The organism is Arachnia propionica (assembly GCF_003932785.1).
Taxonomy (GTDB): domain Bacteria; phylum Actinomycetota; class Actinomycetes; order Propionibacteriales; family Propionibacteriaceae; genus Arachnia; species Arachnia propionica_B.
Map to the genome: position 1 here is coordinate 16,437 of NZ_RQYT01000023.1, position 17,736 is coordinate 34,172.

The 17,736-nt window shown below is 69.4% G+C and carries 15 protein-coding genes; 3 read left to right on the forward strand and 12 right to left on the reverse strand.

The window, feature by feature from the left end; translation table 11 throughout:
- Positions 1-34: 34 nt before the first annotated feature.
- The 7 genes from EII35_RS09850 to miaA all read right to left on the reverse strand — a co-directional run bounded on the left by EII35_RS09850 (position 35) and on the right by miaA (position 10,322).
- Positions 35-1,207, reverse strand: coding sequence for a DNA polymerase Y family protein (locus EII35_RS09850; RefSeq protein ID WP_125228299.1), 1,173 nt, complete (start codon positions 1,205-1,207; stop codon positions 35-37).
- Entirely contained in the window at positions 1,204-4,755 is a 3,552-nt protein-coding gene (locus EII35_RS09855) for a DNA polymerase III subunit alpha (protein ID WP_125228300.1), read from the reverse strand. The genes EII35_RS09850 and EII35_RS09855 overlap by 4 nt, the downstream gene beginning before the upstream one ends.
- Complete coding sequence (locus EII35_RS09860; RefSeq protein WP_125228301.1) at positions 4,755-5,027, reverse strand: DUF6504 family protein; 273 nt, start codon at positions 5,025-5,027, stop codon at positions 4,755-4,757. The genes EII35_RS09855 and EII35_RS09860 overlap by 1 nt, the downstream gene beginning before the upstream one ends.
- Before the next feature lie 93 nt (positions 5,028-5,120).
- Positions 5,121-7,106, reverse strand: a complete 1,986-nt coding sequence (locus EII35_RS09865; protein WP_395858239.1) for an ATP-dependent DNA helicase — start codon at positions 7,104-7,106, stop codon at positions 5,121-5,123.
- Positions 7,099-8,517 (reverse strand): GTPase HflX, encoded by a 1,419-nt coding sequence (gene hflX / locus EII35_RS09870; protein ID WP_125228302.1) that lies wholly within the window; start codon positions 8,515-8,517, stop codon positions 7,099-7,101. The genes EII35_RS09865 and hflX overlap by 8 nt, the downstream gene beginning before the upstream one ends.
- Positions 8,518-8,569: 52 nt before the next feature.
- Positions 8,570-9,382, reverse strand: a complete 813-nt coding sequence (dapF, locus tag EII35_RS09875) for a diaminopimelate epimerase (protein WP_125228303.1) — start codon at positions 9,380-9,382, stop codon at positions 8,570-8,572.
- Between the two features lie 22 nt (positions 9,383-9,404).
- A complete protein-coding gene (gene miaA, locus EII35_RS09880; RefSeq protein WP_125228304.1) occupies positions 9,405-10,322 on the reverse strand; it encodes a tRNA (adenosine(37)-N6)-dimethylallyltransferase MiaA in 918 nt (305 codons plus the stop codon).
- A 91-nt stretch (positions 10,323-10,413) separates the two neighbouring features.
- On the opposite strand from miaA, the gene EII35_RS09885 reads away from it, so the two are divergent.
- Positions 10,414-10,608, forward strand: a complete 195-nt coding sequence (locus tag EII35_RS09885) for an antitoxin (RefSeq protein WP_125228305.1) — start codon at positions 10,414-10,416, stop codon at positions 10,606-10,608.
- Positions 10,609-10,665: 57 nt separating this feature from the next.
- Here the strand turns inward: EII35_RS09885 and miaB are convergent, their stop codons facing one another.
- Complete coding sequence (gene miaB, locus EII35_RS09890; protein ID WP_125228306.1) at positions 10,666-12,129, reverse strand: tRNA (N6-isopentenyl adenosine(37)-C2)-methylthiotransferase MiaB; 1,464 nt, start codon at positions 12,127-12,129, stop codon at positions 10,666-10,668.
- Positions 12,130-12,313: 184 nt separating this feature from the next.
- Here miaB and EII35_RS09895 point away from each other — a divergent pair, with 184 nt between their 5' ends.
- Positions 12,314-13,201, forward strand: a complete 888-nt coding sequence (locus EII35_RS09895) for an aldose epimerase family protein (protein ID WP_125228307.1) — start codon at positions 12,314-12,316, stop codon at positions 13,199-13,201.
- Positions 13,202-13,215: 14 nt separating this feature from the next.
- On the opposite strand, the gene rny is transcribed toward EII35_RS09895, so the two are convergent.
- From rny to EII35_RS09915, 4 genes are all read right to left on the reverse strand, one after another.
- On the reverse strand, positions 13,216-14,823 hold the full coding sequence (rny, locus tag EII35_RS09900) for a ribonuclease Y (protein ID WP_125228308.1): 1,608 nt from the start codon (positions 14,821-14,823) through the stop codon (positions 13,216-13,218).
- Between the two features lie 13 nt (positions 14,824-14,836).
- On the reverse strand, positions 14,837-15,367 hold the full coding sequence (locus tag EII35_RS09905; protein WP_185744264.1) for a regulatory protein RecX: 531 nt from the start codon (positions 15,365-15,367) through the stop codon (positions 14,837-14,839).
- Entirely contained in the window at positions 15,357-16,409 is a 1,053-nt protein-coding gene (gene recA, locus EII35_RS09910; protein ID WP_125228310.1) for a recombinase RecA, read from the reverse strand. Before recA ends, EII35_RS09905 begins: the two co-directional genes overlap by 11 nt.
- 189 nt (positions 16,410-16,598) lie before the next feature.
- A complete protein-coding gene (locus tag EII35_RS09915; protein WP_125228311.1) occupies positions 16,599-16,793 on the reverse strand; it encodes a DUF3046 domain-containing protein in 195 nt (64 codons plus the stop codon).
- Positions 16,794-16,940: 147 nt separating this feature from the next.
- Here EII35_RS09915 and EII35_RS09920 point away from each other — a divergent pair, with 147 nt between their 5' ends.
- Positions 16,941-17,711, forward strand: a complete 771-nt coding sequence (locus tag EII35_RS09920; protein ID WP_125228322.1) for a DeoR/GlpR family DNA-binding transcription regulator — start codon at positions 16,941-16,943, stop codon at positions 17,709-17,711.
- Positions 17,712-17,736 lie beyond the last annotated feature (25 nt).

A 17,736-nucleotide genomic window follows, 5' to 3' on the forward strand; every position in this document is an offset into this window, starting at 1 on the left:
CAACAACCCAAGAAGAATACAATACTTTTTGAAGCTATTCCCTCACCGCGGTCAGTGATGCCCTGCAGAGCGCGCTGGGACCGAAACGGAGCACCGCCCGATCCACTGCGGCCTCGACCTCCGCCCACCCCCGCTCCGGCGCATCCAGGGTCACCTGCTGCCAGGTCGCCGCCCTGACCGTCAACCCCTCCAACCGGATCCCGACCCGCCGCACCCGGGCCCGCTGCAGGTGCAGCCGGCGAAACACCCGCAGCACCTCCGCATGGATCACTCCGGTCAGGTCCGACGGGGCCGTCAGCGTGGCGGAGCGGCTGATCGAGGTGAGATCGGCGAACCGGAGAGTGAGCACCGCCACACGGCCGACCATCCCCTGCGCCCTGACCGAGGCAGCGACACGCTCACACAGGCCGAGGATCACCCGCTCGACGAGGCCGACATCGTCGGTGTCCCGCCCGAACTCATGCTGGCTCCCCACGCTGTGCCCCCGAGGGGAGCGAGGGATCACGAGACGCTCATCACGTCCCCAGACCAGCTCGGCCAGCACCCTGCCCTGACGTTCCCCCAGCACACGGCACAACACCTCCGGGGAGAGTTCGGCGACCTCCCGCACCGTGGCCAGACCGAGCCTGTGCAACGTGTCCGCGGTCGCCCGCCCCACCCCCCGGACGACCTCCACGGGCATCGGGTGCAGGAAGTCGATCACCTCGCTGGACCGCACGACCCGCACCCCGGTCGGCCCCGCTGCGGCAGAGGCCAGTTTCGCGACGAACTTGTTCGGTGCGATCCCCACCGAACACCACACCCCCTGCTCGGCGAACACCACGGCCCGCAGCCGCTCCCCCACCAGCCCGGCGTCCCCCGCCCTCCTCACTCCCCCGGACAACTCGACGAAGACCTCGCCCTCCCCCGCGGGCTCGACCCGATCGCTGTACCGCTCGCACACCGCGACGATCGCCTCCGCGACCTTCCGGTAATGGTCGGGATCCGGCGGAACCACGACGAGGTGGGGGCACAGGCGTCGCGCCCGCGCCGAGGACATCCCGCCCTCGATCCCGAACGTGCGCGCGTGATGATTGGCCGACAGCACCGCCCCGCGGTCACCACCGCCGACGACCATCGGCACCCCAGCCAGTTCAGGGCGGCGAACCAACTCCGCGGCAACCTCGAGAGCAGCCACATCGACATGGGCGACGATCCTGCTCATCATCCCGAACTCCCCGGACTGGTGTGCCACAACTTGCGTGGCGCCTCCGCCGCACCGGTGCCGGCAGGCCTCACATCAACCCACGGGGAGGCCGAGGTCACCAGCACACGTCGCCTTCCCATGCCGCCGCCCCGGCCACGACGCCGCGGATCAGGTGGCGGCTCGTCCCCGTCGGGGGGCAGGGGATCCGTCTCCGGCACCTCCGGAGGGGTGAACGCCTCGGGCAACTCCGCGAGCCACGCCCACACCGCCCGCCTCGCCTCGTCGTCCCCCTCGGCGAACCGCACCCGCTCCCACAGCTCGAGGACCCGGGACAGATCCCACGCACCGGTGGCACGGATGGAGATCCCGCGCGGCCCCGTCCGTCGCACTCGCCCCCGGACCAGCAGCAGCCAGCTGTTGAAGACCGTTGCGGCGCAGGGGCCCTGGACATCCTCGAAGAAGGTCGCGTCCACCGGCCCGGTCGAGTCGTCCAGGGTGAGGAAGACCACGCGCCTCCCCGATCTCACCGGCGGGGTCTGGGTGGCGACCTTGACCCCGGCCACCAGCACCTCTCCACCGTTGCGCTGTTGCAGCAACGCCGTCGAGGGCACCACCCCGATCGCCCGGAACAACGGCAGGTAACGGGAGACGATGTGCGACGAGGCATCCAGCCCCAGGATCTCCAACTCGGCCCGGAGCCGCTCCTGCTCCCCCAACTCGGGGAGCCCACTCGCTGTCACGTCCTCCCCCTCCCCGAGCACGAGGGCCTGCTGCGCCACCCCGGGACGCCCCCGCGCGAGCCGGGTGAGATCAGCGAGCCTGAGCAGCAGGTCCCGGCGGGTCACCTGGGCGCGACGCGACACCCCCTCGCCGTCACCGATCCGGTAGAGGGAGTCGAAGGCCCCGGTGAGCACCAGGTTCTCCACGACGTCACGCCTCACCCCGGCACGATCGACGAAGTCCGTGATCCCCTGGAAGGGGCGTCCGGCCTCGATGGCGGCGACCTCGTTGGCGGAGATGCCCTTCACGTCGGCCAACGACAACCGGATCCCCCACCCCTGATCGGTGCGCTCCGCCCGGTAGGCGTGATCGCTGACGTTGACGTCGAGCCCGAGAACGGCGAGCCCCATCCGTCGCGCCTCCTCCAACAGCAGCCGCTTGGGATACATGCCGGGGTCATGGGTCAGCACCCCGGCCAGGAAGGCCGCCGGATGGTGACGCTTGAGCCAGGCGGACTGATAGGTGGGAAGTGCGAAAGCCGCCGCATGGGCCTTGCAGAAGCCGAAGGAGGCGAAACCGACGAGGATCCCCCAGAGTTCCGTCACCACATGCTCGGGCAGGCCACTGGCGCGGGCCCTCGGGAGGAACCACTCCCGGATCCGGCCCTGCCCCTCGGTGTCCCCGAGCGCGCGTCGGGCCTCATCCCCCTCGGCGAGCGAGCATCCGGTGGCGAGCGAGATGAGCTGGATGATCTGCTCGTGGAAGACCACCACCCCGCAGGTTCCCTCGAGGACGCCCTGGAACCTGTCATGGAGGTACTGCGGCTCCGTCCAGCCCTGACGGGCCTCGAGGAACGGGGTGATCATGTCGGTCCTGACGGGGCCGGGACGGAACAGGGAGATGTCGATGATGAGATCGAGGAAGGTGCTGGGCCCGAACCTGCCGACGAGTTCACGCTGCCCGGGGGACTCGATCTGGAAACAGCCCAGGGTTTGACGGTGCGCGATCATCTCGTAGACGTCGGCGTCGTCGAAGGGGGCCAGGGCGTCGATGTCGGGGGCGGCGCCCTCCGTGCGTTCCACCTCCTTCAGCGCATGGGCCATCGCGGACTGCATCCGGACCCCCAGGACGTCCAGCTTGAGGAATCCGAGGTCCTCGACGTCGTCCTTGTCGAACTGGCTGACCGGATAGCCCTGGGTGCTGGGCTCGACGGGGGTGCGGTCCCGAAGCGCGGAGTCGCTCAGGAGGACACCGCAGGGGTGCAGTGCGATGTGTCGCGGCAGACCGTCCAGCGCCTCGACCAGCCGGAACAGCCCGTCGAGTCGTTCCTCCCCCAGCCCTGCCGCGCGCAGCTCGGGCAGTTCCCGCAGAGCCGCCCGGGCGTCGCGGGCCCTGATGTGAGGGAAGGCCTTGGCCATGGCGTCGATCTCGGCCGGCGGCAGGCTGAGAGCGGCTCCGACGTCGCGGATCGCGTGCCGGACCCGGTAGGTCTCCAGCATGGCCACACAGCTCACCCGGGACTCACCGAAGGCCTCGAGGATCAGGTCGTACACCTCGGCGCGACGCTCCGACTCGACGTCGAGATCGATGTCCGGCAGCGAGCGACGCAACGGGGACAGGAACCTGGCCATGAGCAGGTCGTGGGCCAGCGGATCCACCCCGGAGATGCCGAGCACGTGGTTCACCAGACTGCCCGCCCCGGACCCGCGTGCCGCGCACCGGATGCCCTTGGCCCTCACCATGTCGACGATGTCGGCCACGGTGAGGAAATACGATTCGAAACCGAGTCCTTGGATGACCTCGAGTTCCTCGTCGAGCCGTTCCAGCACCTGTTCGCCGGGAGCCCCGTATCGCTCGTTGGCCCCGACGATGCATCGCTGTCGCAGCACGGCACCCGCCTGGTCGGCCGTGGTTCCGAGGGTCTCGAACTCGGGCAGCCTGACCTCCCCGAGCCCGATGTCGGTCACCGGGTGCAGTCGGGAGCGTTCCCCCAGCTCGACGGTGTTCCGCAGGATCTGGTCCCCGTCCAGACCGGCCAGCCGGGCCGCCTCGTGGGTCACGACGGACATGGCCTCGGCATCCTTGAGATGCCCCTCCGCGTTCCTTCGGTCGAGGTTGCGTCCGGACAGGGGCACCAGTCTGCGTGCCGCGTCGAGGATGTCGACGACGGGGCCCTGGGTCCGCTGCGCCATCCGGACCATGTTCGTCATCACGCAGTCCACGCCCAGTTCGTCGGCCACCCGCATCAGACCCGCCGCCTGATGGGCCGACCCGACCCCCCTGCCCTCCACCCGCTGATTGGTGGCCGCGATCACCAGTTGCGACCCCAGCAGTTCCCGCCACCGGCGGGCACGACACAGCGCGAGGTCGTGGTGGGATGCGGCCAGCAGGGCTCCGATGTCCGAGTCGGCCCCCGGCATCACCACGACGTCGCCCCCCGCGCAGTGGGCCGCCAACAGGTCCATCGTCACGACGGCCTCCCCCCGTGCCCCGTGGGCGTGGGCGGCGCTGACCAGCCGACACAGTGTGGCCCACCCCGCCCGGGAGGTGGCCAGGACGACCACCCGGGGCCTCCTGTCATCCCGCACCCTTCCGCCCTTGACCGGCGTGGGAGTCCGCTCGGGTGGGGCTCCGTCCCCCAGGGCGAGATCCACCCCCACCACCGGCCACAGACCGGTGCGCAGACAGTGCTTGGCGAAACGGACCGCCCCCTGGAGGCCGTCCCGGTCGGTGATGGCGAGCGTGTCCATCCCCAGTTCCAGCGCCCGTTCCACCAGTTGTTCGGGATGGGATGCGCCGTATCGGAAGGAGTAGCCGGAGGCGACGCGCAGATGGGTGAAGGCCGTCATCAGTCGTGGACCCCCGTGAGGAACCATTCCTCGTCCCCGACCGCATGGGTCAGCTCATAGATTCCCCGACGTGCCGCGGAGGTCCCGGCCTCCACCCGCCAGACCTCCTGCTCATCGAGCAGGTCCCCGACGAGCTCCGGCGTCATCCACCACTGGGCCGAGCGGCTCCACCGTCCCTGGATCTCGGTGACCCGGTACAGACGGCCATGCCAGACGAACTGCATGGGCCCCTGCCCCATCCTGACGGCGATCGGGTCGTGGCGACGTTTCATGTCCCCTCCTCAGACTCACGAATCGAACGCACGTTCGAGAAGGGAAACTATACGCGCCGCCGCCGACAAAAGCAGCATCCCGCCCGGGACGGGTCACTCGGCGCCGCGCAACCTCAACAGGGCACGGCCGGCGATGTCCTGGTCGGTGGTCCGCCAGAACGCGGGCAGGGAGCGGGCGAGGAAACTGCCGTACCGAGCGGTGACCAGGCGTGGATCCAGGATCGCGACCACGCCACGGTCGCTCTCCCTCCGGATCAGCCGCCCGGCTCCCTGGGCGAGCAGGAGCGCGGCATGGGTCGCCGCCACCGCCATGAACCCGTTGCCCCCCGCGTCGTCGACGGCCTTCTTCCTGGCCTGCATCAACGGGTCGTCGGGTCTCGGGAACGGGATCTTGTCGATGATGACCAGCTGGCAGGTCTCACCGGGGACATCGACGCCCTGCCACAGGGACATCGTGCCGAACAGGCTGGTCTCCGGTTCCTCCTTGAAGACACGCTGCAACTCCGAGAGCTGCGCGTCACCCTGGCACAGGATCCTCAGCTCCGGCAGGGCCTCCCGGCAGTGGGCTGCGGCCTGCTCCGCATTGCGGCGGGAGGCGAAGAGGCCCAGGGTACGGCCCCCCGCCGCCCAGACCAGCTGGGCGATCTCGGCCAGGACCTCTTCGGTCAGGCCGTCCCGGCCCGGGCTGGGCAGTGAGGACGCGGCGTAGAGGATTCCCTGTCTGCCGTAGTCGAAGGGGGAACCGACGTCGAGGGCCCGCCAGCCCCCTTCCTCGCCCGCCTCACGCCCCTCGGCGAGTTCATCCGCGGCCCTGAGCCCGATGCTCGCCGCGAAGGCACGGAAGTCGCCGCCCAACGTGAGCGTGGCCGAGGTCAGGATCGTCGTGGCGGATCCGAAGATCTCCTCCCGGAGCAGCCCGGCCACCGACAGGGGGGCGACGTAGGCCGTCGGCGTCTCGCTCACCCCGCGCGAGATCCACACCACATCGTGCTCCGACAGCTTGGCCATGCGTTCGGCGACGTCGAAGATCTCCCCCAACGCCCCGAGGGCCTGGGAGCACTCCGGGTCGTCCTTCTTCCGGCCCAGCTCCGAGACGGCCTTGCGGGCCGCGTCGCGCACCCCCGCACAGGCCAGCGTGAAGCTCCCCTCCCCCTCCACCCGGGCGGTCGGCGCGTCGACGAGCGCATCCCCGAGACGCTCGACGGCCTCGAGCAGATCCGTCCCGGTGTCGTCCTCCAGCCAGGGGAGACAACGCTTGGCGATCCGCTCCGCCTGCGCCTCGCCGAGCTCCCCCGTCGCTGCGGTGGTGAGACGACTGGTCAGCTCGTGGGCCTCGTCGATCATCAGCACGGAGTGCTCCGGGAGGACCGTGTGCCCGTGCATCGCGTCGATGGCGACCAGGGCGTGGTTCGTCACGATCAGGTCGGCGTCCTGCGCCTGGCCCCGGGACCGCTCCACGAAACACTCGGCCCCGAACGGGCACTTCGTGGCGCCGAGGCATTCCCGGGTCGGGATCGAGACCTGCTGCCACGCCTGGGCGGTGTGGGTGGGTGCGTCGTCCCGATCCCCGTTGCCCCCGGCGAGGAGTTCCTCCTCGACCCATTCCCTGAGGGCGAGCACCTCCACCCCGAGCTTCGAGGGGGATTCCCCCTTGCGCACCTCCCCGAGGTCAGCCGCCCCGATGAGGCTGCCCTGCCCGGCCTCGGCGACGCCGTCGCGCACCTTGTACAGGCAGGCGTAGTTGGTGCGCCCCTTGAGCACCGCGGCTTGGGGGCGCCTCCCGGTCACCGTCTCGACCGCCTCCAGCACGGCCGGGATGTCGGTGCTGGCGAGTTGCGCCTGGAGGGCCAGGGTGGCCGTGGCGATGACCACCGTCTCGTCACGCTCCACGATCCTCGCCAGCGCCGGGGCGAGATAGCCGAGCGACTTCCCGGTGCCCGTCCCGGCCTGCACCAGCAGGTGGGTGCCCTCCGCCATGGCATCCGCGATGGCGGCCACCATGGCCACCTGACCCGGCCGCTCCCCTCCCCCGATCCTGGAGACCGCCTGGTGGAGGATGCGTCCGGCAAGGTCAGACACCGAAGTCCTTCAACTCGTCCGCGAGCGCTGGCCGCACCCGGGCCCGCACCCGCGTCCCCTCGGCGGTGTGCTCGAGCTCCTCGATGGTCCCGGTCCGATGGATCCGATCCATGAGGTCACCGCGGGTGTACGGCACGAGGACGTCGACCGGGACCTCCGGGTTCGGTAACCTCGCCTCGACGGCCTCGGCCAGTTCGGCCAACCCCTGCCCGGTGCGTGCCGAGACCACCACGCTGTCGGGATGGTTGGCGCGCAACGCCATGAGGGTCATCGCGTCGGCCCGATCCGCCTTGTTGCAGACCAACAGCTCCGGCACCCCGATGGCCCCGATCTCCGCCAGCACCTCGCGGACGGCCGTGATCTGCCCCTCCGGGTCCGGATCGGAGGCGTCCACGACGTGGAGGAGCAGGTCCGCGGTGGCCGACTCCTCCAGCGTGGAGCGGAAGGCCTCGACGAGGTCGTGCGGGAGATGCCGGACGAAGCCGACGGTGTCGGTCAGGGTGAAGACACGACCGTCCCGGGTCTCGGTCCTGCGGGTCGTCGGGTCCAGGGTGGCGAAGAGCGCATCCTCCACGAGCACCCCCGCCCCGGTCAGCCGGTTGAGCAGGGAGGACTTGCCCGCATTGGTGTAGCCGACGATGGCGACGCTCGGGACCTGGTTCCTGCGACGCTCCGCCCGCTTCCCCTCCCGGGTGGCCTCCATGTCGCGGAGCTTGCGCCTGAGCTGGGCGATGCGATGGTGGATGCGGCGACGATCCGTCTCCAGCTTCGTCTCGCCGGGACCGCGACCGCCGATACCGGCCCCCGCCGCGGCACGTCCGCCCGCCTGCCGGGACAGGTTCCCACCCCAGCCACGAAGCCGCTGCTTGAGGTACTGGAGCTGGGCCAGCTCGACCTGGGCCTTGCCCTCGGCGGACTTGGCGTGGGAGGCGAAGATGTCGAGGATGAGCGCGGTGCGGTCCACCACCTTCACCTTGACCCGGTCCTCGAGGTTCCGCAGCTGGGCCGGTTGCAGTTCGCCGTCGCAGATGACGGTGTCCGCGCCCGTCGCGCGCACCACCTCGGCGACCTCCTCCACCTTGCCCCGCCCGATGTAGGTGGCGGGATCCGGATGGGAGCGACGCTGCACGAGCGCCTCCAGCACCTCGGAGCCGGCCGTCTCCGCGAGGAGCTTCAGCTCGGCCATCGCATTGTCGGCGTCCTGCTGGGTGCCGGAGGTCCACACCGAGACCAGTACCACCCGCTCCAGCCGGAGCTGGCGGTACTCGACCTCCGAGATGTCCTCGAGTTCGGTGCGCATGCCGGCCACCCGCCGCAGCGAGTGGCGCTCGGCGAGGTCCTGCTGGTCACCGTCGTGGTTCGCCTCGGGATCGAGGACGTCATGGTTCTGGGTGTCAAAGGGGGAGCTCATCGTTGCACCATTCTGGCAGGCGGCCCCGACAAAATCCCCTCACACCGTCGGTTCAGTGTCGGAACTCCCCCTCCGCCACGACCAGCGCGGGCCCCGTCAGCCACGTGCCCCCGTCCTCGAAGGTCACCGTGAGGTCACCTCCGGGCACCGACACCCGGACCGGACCCTCGACCCCGCTGCGCAGCCGATGCACCGTCGCGGCCGCGACGACCCCCGTCCCGCAACTCAGTGTCTCCCCGCAGCCCCGTTCATGGACCCGCATCCGCAACCGTCCCGGCTCGACCACGTGGATGAACTCGACGTTCACCCCGTTCGGGAAGGCCTCGGCGGGCTCCCAGGTCGGGGCGATGGTCAGGTCCAGGGCGTCGAGTTCCTCCCCGTCGACGAAGCACACCGCGTGAGGGTTGCCGACATCGGCGGGATGGCCCTCCAGCTCCCGGCCCTGGTGCCGGATCGTCACCGGAGCCCGGCCCACCTTCACCTCGCCGAGATCGGTGGCCAGAGTGGAGTCCGGGAGTTCCCTCACCCTCCGCAGGCCCGCCCTCGTCGCGACGACGAACTCGGCCTCACCGACCAGGCCCTGCTCGAGCAGGTGCCGGGAGAACAACCGCAGACCGTTGCCGCACATCTCCGCGACGGAGCCATCGGCGTTCCGGTAGTCCATGAACCACACCGCCGGGTCGTCGGCATCACTGTCGGGGACGTTCCCGGCACGCACCACCCGGAGCACCCCGTCACCCCCGATGCCGCGCCGCCGATCACAGAGCCACACCACCTGCTCGGCCCTGAGATCCAAGGCCCCGTGATGGTCGTCGATGATGACGAAATCGTTGCCCGTGGCATGGCCCTTCGTGAACAGCATCATTTGTCCCTCTCTGTCGTCCTCGTCACAACCCCACAGCTCTCAGTATGCGCTCGACGTTGTCGGGATCCCCCGCCGTGAGCCACGTGATGCGCGGATCACGGCGGTACCACCCGAGTTGCTTGCGGAAGAACCGTCGCGTGGCCCGCTTCACCTCGTCCCGGGCCTCGGCCTCCGTGCGCAGCCCGTGGAGGTGTTCGATGACCTGCCGGTATCCAATCGCCATGCTGGCGGTCCGCCCCTCCGCGAGCCCCCGGTCGAGAAGTGAGTGCACCTCCGCCACGAGCCCCGCCTCGAACATCGCGTCGACCCGGGCGTCGATGCGTCGATCCAGTTCCGTCCGCTCCAGGGTCAACCCGAACTGGTGGACGCCGTCCAGCTCGTAGGTCCACTCGGGCAGCACGGCCTGATGCCCTCCCGTCAGCTCATGCACCTCGAGGGCCCGCACGATCCGGCGACCGTTCCCCGGCTCGATCCAGGCCGCCGATGCCGGGGCCACCTCGCTCAGCCGACGGTGCAGCGCCGCCGCCCCCAGCCGTTCCAGTTCCCCCTCGAGCCGGGCCCGCAGCTCGGGGTCCGAGCCGGGGAAGTCGAAATGGTCGGTGATGGCACGGGTGTAGAGCGCCGAGCCGCCGACGAGGACGGGCACCGCCCCGCGAGCCCTGATCCCCTCGATCACCTCGCGGGCCCGCCGCTGGAACCAGGCGACGCTGGCCGTCTCGGTGACGTCCATGACGTCCACCAGATGGTGGACGATGCCGCCGCGTTCCTCCGGAGCGGGCTTGGCCGTGCCGATGTCCATGCCGCGGTAGACGAGCATGGAGTCACCGTTGACGATCTCCCCGACGCCGCCATCGCGGGCCATCCGATGGCAGCACTCGATCGCGAGGGCGGACTTGCCCGTGGCCGTGGGGCCGACGAGAACGATCATGGGAGGCTGCATGCCCCCATCCTGCCAGTGACAGTCCTGCGTGTCAGGGGGCATCATGGTGGCAGGTGATGCATCTGGCACGCCATGAACAGTGAGGAGCAACATGGGTATCTTCGACGGCATCGGGGATCAGGTCGCCGCGCACGAGGAGAAGATCGACGGCGCCATCGACAAGGGGGCCGAGATGCTCGACAAGGCCACCGGGAACAAGTTCGGCGACAAGATCGACTCGGGCGCCGAGTTCCTCAAGGAGAAGGTCGAGGACCTGGCGGGAAAGAACAAGCCCGCCGCTGAGTGAGGTCCCTGTCCGTGGGCCCCGTCGCGGAGACGCGACGGGGCCTCGCTGTCCCTCCCGTCAGGCGGGTCGGCCGAGGCCTGGCATCCCCAGGGGGACCCCGCTCGGCGCGGGCTCCCTCGTGGTGGCCTCCCACGCGTCGCCACCGCGGGTCCTGCGAAGCCCCCGGATCGGCAGGTCCGAGTTGAGGTGGTGCGGGGCGGCGTGGGTGATGGTCGCCATCGCGATGTCCCCGGGCCGGGGACGTTCGGCCATGTCGTCGCTCACCCTGACGTGGACGAGTCGGTTGTCCCGCGCCCGCCCACTCATCCGGTTGGTCTCGGCATCCTTGCGGCCCTCCCCGAGGGCGAACATGACCTCGACCTCCTGCCCCTCGAAGCGCCGGTTCTCCTCCCACGCGATCTCACCGACCAGCTCGACGAGACACTCATAGCGCGCCTGGACCGCTTCCTTGGCCACCTGGTTCGGCATCTCGGCCGCGGGGGTGCCCGGACGCTTCGAGTACTGGAACGTGAAGGCCGCGGAGAACCGCGCCTGCCGCACCACCTCCATCGTCGCCTCGAAGTCCTCCTCGGTCTCCCCGGGGAAGCCGACGATGATGTCCGTGGTGATCGCGGCGTGGGGCATCGCCTGCCGCACCCGCTCGAGGATCCCGAGGAACCGCTCGCTGCGGTAGGAGCGCCGCATCGCCTTGAGCACCGCGTCCGAGCCGGACTGGAGCGGCATGTGGAGCTGCGGCATGACGTTGCGGGTCTCGGCCATGGCGGCGATGACGTCGTCGGTGAAGTCCCTCGGGTGCGGGGAGGTGAACCTGACCCGCTCCAGCCCGTCGATCTCCCCGCAGGCCCGCAGCAGCTTCGCGAAGGCCTGGCGATCCCCGAACTCGACACCATAGGCGTTGACGTTCTGGCCGAGCAGCGTGATCTCCTGAACTCCCTGCTCGACGAGCATGCGGATCTCGGCGAGGATGTCGCCCGGGCGGCGATCGGTCTCCTTGCCGCGCAGCTGCGGCACGATGCAGAAGGTGCACGTGTTGTTGCACCCCACACTCACCGAAACCCACGCCGAGTAGGGCGACTCCCGCCGGCTCGGGAGATTGCTCGGAAAGGTCTGCAGCGCCTCGACGATCTCGATCTGGGCGGCCTCCTCCACCCGGGCCCGCTCCAGCAGCGTCGGCAGGCTGCCGACGTTGTGGGTCCCGAAAACGACATCCACCCACGGCGCCCGACGCTGAATGATCTCCCGGTCCTTCTGCGCCATGCAGCCACCGACGGCGATCTGCATGCCGGGGTGCTGGGCCTTCACCGCGGCCATGTGCCCGAGGTTCCCGTAGAGACGGTTGTCGGCGTTCTCCCGCACCGCGCAGGTGTTGAAGACGACGACGTCGGCGCCGGCACCGAGGACCTGGTCGTCGCCCTCGGCGCGTTGCAGTCCGGCCTCCTCCAGGAGTCCGGAGATCCGTTCGGAGTCGTGGACGTTCATCTGGCAGCCGTAGGTGATGACGTGGTAGGTGCGCGCGCTCATGGTGGCCCAACTATAGGAGATCGGACGAGGATGACGGTGCGTCGACGTGTGCCCGTGACGCGCCGCCCCGACGCGATGGGGTCCCAACAGGTGACGACCGTTCTCCTCGTGGCACCCCTGCCGGAACGTCACCAGTTGACTCATGGTGACGTTCCGCCGCTGCTTCACCCTCTAATGTGGGGTCATGATCCATCCCACCGGTGAACAGTACGAGATCCGCAGCCATCGCTGGAGTGCCGTCACCACCCAGGTCGGCGCGGGGTTGCGCAGCCTGAGGCTGGACGGCGTCGAGCTCCTGGACACCTACGAGGCGGACGAACAGCCGCGGCGCTGGCAGGGGGCCCACCTGATGCCGTGGCCGAACCGGCTGCGCGATGGCCGTTACTCCATCGGGGAGACCAGCCACCAGCTCCCCATCAACGAGGTGGCGCGGGCGAACGCGAACCACGGGTTCAACGTCGGCCAGCAGTGGGAGGTGCTCTCCCACATGACCTCCGCGGTGCGGCAACGCACGGTCTTCTGGCCGCGGCGGGGTTGGCCGGGGATCCTCGCCGTCGAGATCCTGCATGAACTGACGGAGGACGGGCTGTCGGTGGAGGTCCTCGCCACCAACATCGGTGTGGAGCCGTTCCCCTGGGGCTACGGCGTCCACCCCTACTTCCGGTTCGACGACCTGAGCCGGGTTGAACTCACCATCCCCTTCGACGCGGAGCTCACCGTGGATCCGGAGCGGCTGCTGCCGATCCATCTCGGGCCGATCAGCGCCGAGCACGACTTCACCGCTCCGCGACGCATCGGTTCGACGGAACTCGACACCGCCTTCACGGACCCCCTGACCAGGGAATGGGCCGTGACGTTGTCCGGCGACGGGCGTTCCATCGAGGTCTGGGGTGACGCGACGACGCAGTGGGTCCAGGTGTTCACCCCACCGACGCGGGCCAGCATCGCGGTCGAGCCGATGACCTGCGGGCCCAACGCCTTCAACGAGGGCCCGACCCACCGGGACCGGATCCTGCTGCGGGCGGGCGAGTCCGCCCGGGCCCGTTGGGGAGTGCGGTTGCCGGTCGGGTGACGCCGTCGCCCCGTTCAGTGGGCCAGTTCGGTGGCCCGCGACTCCCTCACCACGGTGATCCGGATCTGCCCCGGGTAGGTGAGATTGCGCTGCACCTCCGCGGCGATCTCCTTGGCCAGGACCTGACTTCCCTGGTCATCGACCTCCTCGGGCGCCACCATGACCCTCACCTCACGTCCGGCCTGCATGGCATAGGCCCGGGTGACCCCCGGCTGCCCCATGGCGATCGCCTCGAGGTGCTGCATCCGTTCGACGTAGGCCTCGAGTGACTCCCTTCGGGCACCGGGGCGGGACCCGGAGATGGCGTCCGCCGCCTGGGTGAGGACCGCCTCCACGGTGCGGGGCTGCACCTCGTTGTGGTGCGCCTCCACCGCATGGACGATGTCCTCGTCCTCACCGTGCCGACGCAGCAGATCGGCTCCGATGAGGGCGTGCGGCCCCTCCGTCTCATGGGTGAGGGCCTTGCCGATGTCGTGCAGGAAGGCCGCCCGCTTGCACTGCGCCACGTCCAGGCCGAGTTCCGCCGCCATGACTCCCGCCAGGTGGGCGCACTCCTTGAGGTGGGCGAGGACGTTCTGCCCGTAGCTGGTGCGGAACGCGAGGGAACCCACCACCGGGACGAGATCGGGGTGCAGATCCGTGATGCCGACCTCCAGCAACGCCTGCTCGCCCGTGCTGAGGATGCGCTCCCCGAGCAGGCGCTGGCTCCGTTCGTGCACCTCCTCGATCCGAGCGGGATGGATGCGGCCGTCGGCGACGAGGTCGGCCAGGGTCATCCGGGCCGCTTCCCGGCGCACCGGGTCGAAGCAGCTGAGCAGCACCATCTCCGGGGTGTCGTCCACCATGACGTTGACCCCGGTGATCTGCTCGAAGGCGCGGATGTTGCGGCCCTCCCGCCCGATGATCCGCCCCTTCATCTCGTCGCCGGGGAGATCGACGCTGGTGACGACGGATTCGGAGGTCTGCTCCGCAGCGCATCGCTGGATGGCACTCACCACGATGGATCGGGCCCGCTCCTCCGCCTGCCGTCGGGCCTCCTCCTCGATGTCCCGGGCCAGGGTGGCGGCCTCGATGCGGGCCTGATGCTCGGCCTGGGCCACGACCTCGGCATGGGCCTGGGCGACGGTCAGTCCCGCGATGCGTTCGAGCTCGGAGGTGAGGCGGTCCTGCTCGGCCGCCAGTTCCTCGCGACGCTGCTTGAGCTCACGTCGTTGCTGTTCCAGCAGCTCGGCGCGGGTGGCCAGCCCCTCCACCTCGGCGGCCAGCCGGTCCTCGCGCTCGTGGAGGCGCTCCTCCTGCCGCTCCTGCGTGGCGCGCTGCTCGCGCAGCTCGGCCCGCTGCGCCGCGATGGAGGCCTCGAGTTCGTCGCGTCGCCGATCCAGCTCCGCCACGGTCTGGTTGACGTGTTCCTCGGCCTGTTCCAGCACCCGCTTGGCATCCGCCCGCACCCGTTCCGCGGCCTCGCTGGCCTGCTGACGCACATCGTCGGCGACGTTGCGGGACCGTCCCTCCGCACGGAGGTGCTCCTCGAGGAAGCGTTTCGTGGTGCGGTTGTTCCTCACGACGACCACCGCCAGGAAGACCGCGAGAACGCCTGGCACCAGCCAACCGATCCACTCCACGGCCGCTCCTTCCTCAGGAATCCTGATCTGGAAGCCTATACCCGCACGACACCCCGTCGGAGGCACCCTCCCCTTCCTCGGACTCCCCCAGCACGGAGGCCAGCACCGTGAGACAGATCCCCTGGCTGAAGCCTCGACGGGCCAGGGCGGCGTGCAGGCGCCGGCGCACCACGACGGGAGCCAACCCTCCCATGCCACGAAGACGTCGCTCCGCGAAGGCGAGGGCGGTGGACAGCTCATCGTCGCGTTCCAGGTCCACCAGAGCCGCCTCGGCGATCTCGTCGGCCACCCCCCGACGCCGGAGCTCCATCCGGATACGGACCCTTCCCTGCCGGTCGATCTCGCTGCGTGTGCGCACCAGGGCCCGCGCGAAGGCCGCATCGTCGATGAGCCCCACCTCGGTGAAGCGCTCCACGAGCTGGTCGATCAGCTCCTCGGGCACCGCCTTGGCCGCGAGTCTGGCCCGCAGTTCGGCCTCGGATCGGCTACGCGTCTCGAGCAGGCGCAGCGCGATCCGCCGGGCAAACTCCAGGTCAGAAGTCAACCTCCACCTCGCCGGTCTCGGGGTTGATCCGCTCCTCCCCCTCCGGGGAGTCGCCGAGCCCCAGCGCCACCCGGATCTTCTGGTCGATCTCGTTGGCGACCTCGGGATTGTTCCTCAGGAAGTTCCTGGCGTTCTCCTTGCCCTGGCCGAGCTGGTCGGAACCGTAGGTGAACCAGGCGCCGGCCTTGCGGATGACGCCGTTGGCCACACCCATGTCAATGAGGCTGCCCTCGCGGGAGATACCCTCCCCGTAGATGATGTCGAACTCCGCCTGCTTGAACGGCGGGGCCACCTTGTTCTTGACGACCTTGACCCGGGTGCGGTTGCCCACCATCTCGGAACCGTCCTTGAGCGTCTCGATGCGCCGCACGTCCAGGCGCACCGAGGAGTAGAACTTCAGTGCCCGACCGCCGGTGGTGGTCTCGGGGGAGCCGAACATGACCCCGATCTTCTCGCGCAGCTGGTTGATGAAGATCGCCGTGGTCCCTGCGGACTTGAGGGCTCCCGTCATCTTCCGCAGGGCCTGGCTCATGAGCCTGGCCTGGAGGCCCACGTGGGAGTCACCCATCTCCCCCTCGATCTCCGCCCTCGGGGTCAGCGCGGCAACCGAGTCGATGACGATGAGCGCCAGTGCGCCGGAGCGCACGAGGGTGTCGGCGATCTCCAGCGCCTGCTCACCGTTGTCCGGCTGGGAGACCAGCAGCTCGTCCGTCTTGACGCCCAGCTTGGCCGCGTAGTCCGGGTCGAGGGCGTGCTCGGCGTCGATGAAGGCGCAGATCCCGCCCTCCGCCTGTGCGTTCGCGATGGCGTGGAGGGCGACGGTGGTCTTGCCGGAGGACTCCGGGCCGTAGATCTCGATGATCCGGCCCCGCGGCAGACCCCCGATCCCCAGCGCCACGTCGAGGGCGACGCTGCCCGTGGGGATCACGTCGATGGGGAGCCGGCTGTCCTCCCCGAGGCGCATGACAGAGCCCTTGCCGTGCGCCTTCTCGATCTGGGCGAGTGCCGCCTCCAGAGCCTTGGCGCGATCCGCGACCGACATGTTGGTTCCTTTCACTCGACGAACCCGCGGCGCGAGTCCACGTCCTTACACCTTCACTGTAGGGAGCAGGACTGACATTTCTGCGCCCGAGCACTGCGGGTGTGGACAACCAGCAGCGGGACACAGCTTAGACGAACACCTGTTCGATTGCCGTCATCCTCGGCGTGTCGCCCGCGGTCGGCGTGCCCGTCAGCGCATCCGATCCGGTAGACCGAGCTCCTCCCACACGGCCCGCCAGATCGTCTTGCAGGGGACCCGGTCCCGCAACGCCTCATCGAGGGTGCGGCTGTCGAGGCCCTGGAGAGCGACCGTGGCCGCCCAGCTCGGGGCATAGTCCTCCCCGAGAACCGCATCGAGTCGTGATCTCAGCTCTGCTTCTCGCACAGGAATCAAGTATCCCGAAAAAAGCTCGCGTAGGAAGTGATCAGCCACCTACAATGTCGAGCAATACCGTGCAACAATCGCTCAACATCCGCACAAGGGGACGAGATGAACTCAACAGGAACACATTCCCACAAGCGCTCGGACCGAATGCTGGCAATGCTGGCCCTGTTGCAGGAGAACGGCCAGATGGCGCTTTCACAACTTGCCACCCAATTGGGAACCTCCGAGGCCACCATCCGCCGCGATGTCGCCGTGCTGGCGGCCCAGGGGCTGCTGGATCGGACCCACGGCGGGGCGCGTCCGGTCCAGGGCAGCAAGGAACTGCCCGTGAGGTTGCGCGACGGCCGCAACCAGGCGGCCAAGTCGCGGATCGCGTCCGCCGCGGCCCAGCTGGTCCCTGAGGGCAAGCACGCCATCGGGCTGAGCGGCGGAACCACGGCTGCGGAGGTGCTCCGTGCGCTTCAGCATCGCACCGACCTGACCATCATCACCAACTCCCTCAGCATCGGCCTGGAGGCGGCGGAGCAGGGACAGAGCAGGGTTCTCATCGCCGGTGGTGTGCTGCGTTCCAACTCCCTCGAGCTCGTCGGGTCGTTGGCCGAGGCCACTCTTCGGCTCGTCAACGTGGGCACCGCCCTCGTCGGGGCCGACGGAGTGAGTTCCACCGGCGGCCTGACAACGCACGACGACATCGAGGCCCGCACCAATCACACCATGATCGAACGCGCCCAACGGGTGATCGCGGTCGCTGACGCCACGAAGATCGGCCACGTCACGTTGGCCAAGATGGCGGATCTCAACGAGATCGATGTCCTCGTCACCGACTCGAACGCGCCGGCCGATGAGCTGGCCCGCATCCGGGAGGCCGGCGTCGAGGTGGTCATCGTCCCCGCCCCGACCGAGTCCCGGACACACTGACCGACCCCACCGGCCGTTTTCGTCG